The sequence below is a fragment of the Thauera sp. 28 genome (assembly GCF_000310145.2).
GTDB classification, from domain to species: domain Bacteria; phylum Pseudomonadota; class Gammaproteobacteria; order Burkholderiales; family Rhodocyclaceae; genus Thauera; species Thauera mechernichensis.
Genome location: NZ_AMXA01000013.1, coordinates 91,914 through 98,262, shown reverse-complemented (window position 1 = coordinate 98,262; position 6,349 = coordinate 91,914). Strand labels below are relative to the sequence as shown.

General features: G+C 67.1%; 6 protein-coding genes. 2 read left to right on the top strand and 4 right to left on the bottom strand.

Features of this window, described 5'->3' with window-relative positions:
* Positions 1 to 105: 105 nt before the first annotated feature.
* The 4 genes from C662_RS11260 to C662_RS11245 all read right to left on the bottom strand — a co-directional run bounded on the left by C662_RS11260 (position 106) and on the right by C662_RS11245 (position 4,884).
* Positions 106 to 2,286 (bottom strand): acetate--CoA ligase family protein, encoded by a 2,181-nt coding sequence (locus tag C662_RS11260; protein WP_002928905.1) that lies wholly within the window; start codon positions 2,284 to 2,286, stop codon positions 106 to 108.
* 4 nt (positions 2,287 to 2,290) lie between these two features.
* A complete protein-coding gene (locus C662_RS11255; RefSeq protein WP_002928899.1) occupies positions 2,291 to 3,073 on the bottom strand; it encodes an enoyl-CoA hydratase/isomerase family protein in 783 nt (260 codons plus the stop codon).
* Positions 3,070 to 3,789 carry a class I SAM-dependent methyltransferase gene (locus C662_RS11250; RefSeq protein ID WP_002928897.1) on the bottom strand — a complete coding sequence of 240 codons (720 nt, stop codon included), beginning with the start codon at positions 3,787 to 3,789 and terminating at the stop codon, positions 3,070 to 3,072. Before C662_RS11250 ends, C662_RS11255 begins: the two co-directional genes overlap by 4 nt.
* 222 nt (positions 3,790 to 4,011) lie before the next feature.
* Positions 4,012 to 4,884 (bottom strand): outer membrane protein OmpK, encoded by an 873-nt coding sequence (locus tag C662_RS11245; RefSeq protein WP_002928895.1) that lies wholly within the window; start codon positions 4,882 to 4,884, stop codon positions 4,012 to 4,014.
* Between the two features lie 249 nt (positions 4,885 to 5,133).
* On the opposite strand from C662_RS11245, the gene dksA reads away from it, so the two are divergent.
* Together dksA and C662_RS11235 are read left to right on the top strand one after the other, a co-directional pair.
* Entirely contained in the window at positions 5,134 to 5,568 is a 435-nt protein-coding gene (dksA, locus tag C662_RS11240) for an RNA polymerase-binding protein DksA (protein ID WP_002928894.1), read from the top strand.
* A 48-nt stretch (positions 5,569 to 5,616) separates the two neighbouring features.
* Entirely contained in the window at positions 5,617 to 6,348 is a 732-nt protein-coding gene (locus tag C662_RS11235; RefSeq protein WP_002928892.1) for a S1 family peptidase, read from the top strand.
* The last annotated feature ends 1 nt before the right edge of the window (position 6,349 follow it).

Below are 6,349 nucleotides of genomic sequence, written 5' to 3'. Positions count from 1 at the left end.
CGGCTGGCGCCGCTCCTACAGCAAAGCCACCCGCCGTTGGCGCCCCCCGTAGGAGCGGCGCCAGCCGCGAGCGTTTGAAGGCGACATGCGGCAGGGGCCGTGCGCTCAGCCGCTCACTACCGAGCGGTTGGTGATGATGCGCGCATCGACCACGGCGTAGCCCTCGGGATAGGCGATCACCGGGTTGAGATCCAGCTCGGACAGCTGCGGATAGGCGCTGACGATGCTCGATACCTTGAGCAGCAGGTCGACCAGTGCCGCCTTGTCCACCCCCGGCTCGCCACGAACGCCGGCGAGGATCTTGCGGCCCTTGAGCTGATCGACCATGGCCTCGGCGTCGTGGCGCGATAGCGGGATGGCACGGAAGGCGACGTCCTCCAGGATCTCGACGAAGATGCCGCCCAGGCCGAACATCAGCACCGGGCCGAAGATCGGGTCACGCACCACGCCAACGATGACCTCCGTGCCCTTCTTCGCCATCGGCGTCAGCAGCACGCCGCGGATGTCGGCGTTGGCATCGTAGGCGCGGCAGCTCGTCATGATCTGGTCGTAAGCCTCGCGCAGCGCGGCCTCGCCGACCAGGTTGAGCTTGACGCCGCCGGCATCCGACTTGTGCAGGATGTCCTTCGACACCACCTTCATTGCCAGCGGCTGCGTGCCGAACTTCGCCACCGCGGCGGCAAGCTCGTCGGCGCCGTGGGCGACGAACTCCTCGGCGACCGCGATGCCGTGCTCGCGCAACAGGGTCTTGGCCTCGAATTCGTAGAGGTCACGACCCTCGTTCTGGGCGCGCGCGAACATGGCCTGCATGCTTTCCAGCGGGGTGACGCCCACCTGCAGCGGCTGGCCGTGCTGGTGCTGCAGGTAGATGCCGCGCTCGGCCAGCGCCTGCAGCACCTTCACCGCATGCTCGATGGAGGAGTACACCGGCAGCCCGGCCTCGTGCAGGCGGCGCAGCGCCGGCGGCTTGACCGGCGCGTACAGGCTGTAGATGACCAGCGGTTTGGCGCTGCGGCGGGCGAGCTCGATCATGGCTTCGGCGGCGCGCATCTCGCCGCCGAGCAGGGACTCGGCAAAGCGGGTGTGGTAGCCGCCGAACATGCCGACCAGGAAGACCGCGTCGACGTTGTCATCGTCGGCGACGATCTCCATGCAGCGCGCGAGCACCTCGGGGTCGGCGTCCGACGTACCGGCGACGTCGATCGGATTGGCGAGCGAGGCCTGCGGGAACAGGATGTCCGCCAGGCGCTTGCGCGTGGCCGCAGACAGTTCGGCGAGTTCCAGCCCGGCGTCGGACAGGCGGTCGGAGGTGATCGTGGCCTGGCCGCCGCCGTCGGCGATCACCGCCACCCGGCGTCCGCGCGCCTGCTGCATCAACGCCAGGCCTTCGGCCACCGGCAGGATCTGGTCGGAGTGGCGCACCACGCTGACGCCCACCTGCTTGAGCAGATCCACCGTCATCTCGTAGCTGCCGGCGAGCGCGCCGGTGTGCGAACTGGCGGCCTTCTTGCCGAGTTCGGTGGCGCCGGACTTGTACACCACCACCGGCTTCAGCGGCGTGATCTCGCGTGCCGCCTGCAGGAAGCGCTGGCCGTCGCGAAAGCCTTCCACGTACAAGGTGGCGACGCGGGTGTTCTCCTCCTCGCCGAGGTAGCGCAGGTAGTCGTTGAAGCCGATGTCGGTCTGGTTGCCGGGGCCGACGTAGGTCGAGAAGCCGACGTGGCCGTTGTTCTCCGCCTCGAGCACCAGCGCGAGCAGCATGTTGCCCGACTGCGAGATAAAGCCGATGTCGCCCGCCTTGACGTTGCGCAGGTCGAGCAGATTCACGTTCTTGTGCAGGTTGAACATGCCCGAGGTATTGGGGCCGATGATGCGTACGCCGCCGGCGCGGGCGGCATCGAGCACCTGCTGCTCGAGCTTCGCGCCTTCGGGCCCGGTCTCGCGGAAGCCGCTGGCGAGGATCACCGCGCCCTTCACGCCCTTGCGCCCGCACTCCACCAGCAACCCAGGCAGGGTCGCCGCCGGGGTGCAGATCAGCGCCAGGTCTACCGGGCCGGGAATGTCGTCGAGCGAGGCATAGGTGGGGACGCCGAGGATCTCGGGCACCTTGGGGTTGAGCGGGTAGATCCTGCCGCGGTAGTTGCCCTTGATGAGGCCGACCATGGCCTTGTAGCCGCGCTTGGTGGGGTCGGCCGAGGCACCGACGATGGCGATCGAATCGGGCGCAAGGAAATCGTGCAGCGGGCTCTTGTGGACAGGCATGCTCTGGGTCGTATTCTCGGTCATCGTGTCATTCCCCCTTGAAGACGGGTGCGCGTTTCTCGGCGAAAGCGTCCACACCTTCCTGCCAGTCCTTCGTGGTGCCGACGAACATCATGCCTTCGAGCTCGGCGGTAAGGCAGGCATCCAGCGTGCGCTCGGCCGACAGGTTGAGTTGCTCCTTGGCGAGCTGCATCGAGAACGGCGCCTTGCTCGCCACCTTGAGCGCAAAGGCACGCGCCGCGTCGAGGAAACCCTCGTCGGCGAACACGCGGTTGGCCAGGCCGATGCGCACCGCCTCGTCGCCCTTGATGCGCTCGCCCAGGAACACCAGCTCGCGCGCCTTGGCCAAGCCCACAAGGCGCGGCAACAGCCAGGTCACGCCACCACCGAGGAAGTTGCCGATGGATATCTCGGGCAGGCCGATCTGCGCACTCTCGGCCATCAGCATGAAGTCCGAAGCGATCGCGATCTCGGCACCCGCACCCAGCGCGTAGCCATTGACCGCGGCGATCACCGGCGTCTTCATGTGCAGCAGGCGGTGGCAGACGTCCTGCTCGCCCTTGAGGTACTGGCGGCGATCGAAGGCGGTGCGTCCCGCCTTGTGCGCCTTGAGGTCGGCGCCGACGCAGAAGGCGCGGCCCTCGCCGGTGATGAGCACGACGCGGGCGTCGCCGTCGGCCTCGGCGCGGTTGAGTGCATCGTTGAGCTCGTCGTAGAGCTGCTGGGTGACGGCATTGAGGCGCTGCGGACGATTCAGCCGGATCTCGGCAATGCCGTCGGAGACGTGGTAAAGGATGGTTTCGTAGCTCATGGCGTGGTCTTGCCCTTCTCTGGGGTGGGGAGCGAGTCGGCAGGGTGTGCCGAAGAAGCGGAATGGTCGGCGGTGGCCGGCCGATTCTGGGTAAAGGGTGTGGCGCGGGCCGGTACAGCCGCGGCGCCAGGCTTGCGCAGGAGGACGACGTCCTTGCCCGGCACCTCGCACTGCCAGCCGAAGCGCTCCGCCAGGTGGCGGAAGGTGGATTCGCGATAGAACACCACATGGGTCGGATCGCGACGGTAGTGCCAGCGCGCAAAGCGCGCGTCGTCGGTCTGGAAGCAGGTCATGACGCCGAGCCAACCGCCCGGGCGCAGCATGGCGTCGAGGCGGGCGAACTCCTCCGCCGGGCGGTGGAAGTGCTCGACCACCTCGGTACACGTGATGAAGTCGTACTGCGCGGACAGCGCAGCCTCGTGCGCGGCAAAAAAGGGGTCGTACAGACTCACTGCATGCCCCGCCCGCTCCAGCAGCGCCGCCAGCGCAGGCCCCGGGCCGCAGCCGTAGTCGAGCCCCTTGCTGCCTGCATCCAGGCGGGCGATCAGCGGCTGCGCCAGCCGCGCCAGAAAACGCACATAGCCTGGGTCGGCGGGGTCGTTACGATGCAGCAGGTACTCGGCGCGCTCGCACGCTGCACCGGGGCGTTGCGCCGGCAACACGAAAGTCGCCTCGCAAACGTCACAGCGCTGGTAATCACGCCCATCCACATGCATGAAAGGGCGCGTAACGGGGTGGAGGCAGACCGGACAGCCGAATGCGGCTCCCGGGGCGTGCAGACTCATGGACGGCATTCTAACCAGCCCTGGCCGTGCTGCCCATGATGGAAATCCCGCAATCGCAAGCCGCCTCAGACGTCGACTCGCGGAACGACAAGCGGGCGGATGCGCGTGATCGGCATCCGCCCGCTTCGTGTCAGGCCCAGTCGTCGGGCAGGATCAGAAGTGCCACTCCAGCTGGAAGGTGGGCGCATCGGTGTCGATGCCGGGCTTCTCGACCCCGTTGCCGTAGGCATGGTTGCCAAACTTGTTGCGCCAGTACTCGTAACCGACGCCCATCAGGAAGGTGTTCTTCGTGCCCCAGGCCATCTGGCCGACATCGACCATCAGCGCGGCACGCATCAGCGTCTCGGTGCGCGTCTTCACGCCTGCGTAGTCGCGCCCCTTGTCGCTATTGACGTTGATGAAGCCCTGGAACTTCAACGGCACCGAGCCGGCGCTGAACGGGATGCCCCAGGCCGCGCTGATGATCCACTGCGGATCGAAGCTGATGTCGCTGCGTGGGCAGGCCGGCGCGCCCAATCCGCAGTGGTTCCACTCCTTGCCGTAGAGCAGGCTCACGTCAAGAAAGCCCGGGACGTCGAACTTGAGCGTCGGCCCGACCACCAGCAGGCGCTTGCGCGGCGCAAAGCGCGTGTTCTTGGTGTTGAGGTCGAACCCGGCGGTGATCGCCACCTCCTTGACCGGGCCGAAGGCCAAGCGCTTGTCCAGCAGCTTGCCCAGATGGACCTGATGGCGGTAGGTCAGGTAGAACTCGGTCGCACCGTTGGTGCTGCCGCTGGCGGGGTCGGCCTTGTCCGACTGCAGCATGTCGACGTTGATGAAGTTCTGCCCGACCGAGTAGCCGCTGGCGTGAGTGAGCTGCAGCACATGCTTCTCGACCGCCCTGGTGTTCGTCGGCTCGCGGAACTCCGTGCCGTAGCGGTAGCCGACGAAGGTGTCGCTCCAGGTCGCCGCCTGGCCGCTAGCCGGCACCGCCGCGAGCAGGCAGGCTGCGCCCACGGCCTTCAAACACGTGTCGAATCTTGTCATTTTCTGTCTCCGGATGATTCCCTGGGTGTGGCGTCCGCGCCGTCGCAGCGTTCGCGGCGCCAATGTATCGGGGACATCCATCGACAAGCCTGAGCCGCACTTATAGTGCGCATAAGCAAACCCGATGCTCACCACGCCCGGAGCATGTCATCAACCCGACCCGGGCGTTGCCGTGTATGGTAAGGGTCTTGCCGCATGCGCCGCACCATGGCGGCCCTCGGGGCCTGCCTCTGAATGAGGGGAATCACCATGAACGAAACGCTCACCGCCACCGAAGCCCTGCCGACCGAAGCCGAGATGCGGGCCGCGCCGGCAACGGAATACATGAGCGCCAGGCAGCTGGCCTTCTTCCGCGACAAGCTGATCCAGGAACGCGACGCGCTGCTCGACTCGGCTCACCGCACCACCCTGCACCTGCAGGAGTTCGAGAGCACGCCCGACCCGTCCGACCGCGCCTCGCTGGAGGAAGACCACACGCTCGAACTGCGCGTGCGCGACCGCGAGCGCAAGATGCTGCACAAGATCGACGAGGCACTGGCACGCATCGACAACGGCAGCTATGGCTGGTGCGAGGACAGCGGCGAGCCGATCGGCATCCCGCGGCTGCTCGCACGCCCGACCGCCACGCTCAGCGTCGAGGCGCAGGAGATCCACGAAGCCCGGCGCAAGATGCGCGGCGGCTGAGTGAACGCTGCAGCCAGAATGGCCGCGGGGAGGACCGCGAAGCAGGCAGTGATCGAATCGATCTTGCTCACCGCTGCGCGCGTATGCACCTTCGACGGTCAGGTGGCACTGACCAACGCGAGCGGTTTCTTCTTCGCACGCGGTCACCGCCTGTTTCTGGTCACCAGCCGCCACGTGCTGCACGATGAGGCGAGCAAGCACTTCCCCGACCGCATCGAGATCGAACTGCACGACGACGCCAACAACCTGGCGCACTCGACGGGCTTCTCCATCCCGCTCTACCGCAACGGACGCAGCATCTGGCGCCAGGGCACGGACTCTGCTGGAGAGATCGACGTCGCCGCGATCGAGCTGGAGCAGGGTGCCCTGCCCGCCGGTGCGGCCTACCGCGCGTTCACGCCGGCTCATCTGCTCGGCCGCTTCGATCAGGTCGAGGTCGGCAGCTCGTTGCTGGTCGTGGGCTTCCCGCTCGGCTTTCACGACACCCTGCACCACATGCCGGTGGTGCGCCAAGCGGCGATCGCCTCGTCCTTCGGACTGCGCTTTCAGGGCAAGGGTTACTTCCTCACCGACGCCCGCACCCACCGCGGCACCAGCGGGGCGCCGGTGGTGATGCGCTGCACCAGCGCAGATCCGCGCCACGGCGACCTGCCGTGGCTGTTGCTCGGCGTACATTCGGCCCGCCTCGACGTCGGTACGCGCGATCTCAAGCTTGACGAGGCCCTCGGCCTGAACTGTGCGTGGTACGCCGACATCCTGATGACGCTGACGGACATGTGAC

Coding starts and splice junctions, on each gene's coding strand:
- C662_RS11245 (WP_002928895.1), bottom strand. CDS start 4,884: ATGACAAGATTCGACACGTGTTTGAAGGCCGTGGGCGCAGCCTGCCTG.
- C662_RS11250 (WP_002928897.1), bottom strand. CDS start 3,789: ATGCATGTGGATGGGCGTGATTACCAGCGCTGTGACGTTTGCGAGGCG.
- dksA (WP_002928894.1), top strand. CDS start 5,134: ATGAACGAAACGCTCACCGCCACCGAAGCCCTGCCGACCGAAGCCGAG.
- C662_RS11255 (WP_002928899.1), bottom strand. CDS start 3,073: ATGAGCTACGAAACCATCCTTTACCACGTCTCCGACGGCATTGCCGAG.
- C662_RS11260 (WP_002928905.1), bottom strand. CDS start 2,286: ATGACCGAGAATACGACCCAGAGCATGCCTGTCCACAAGAGCCCGCTG.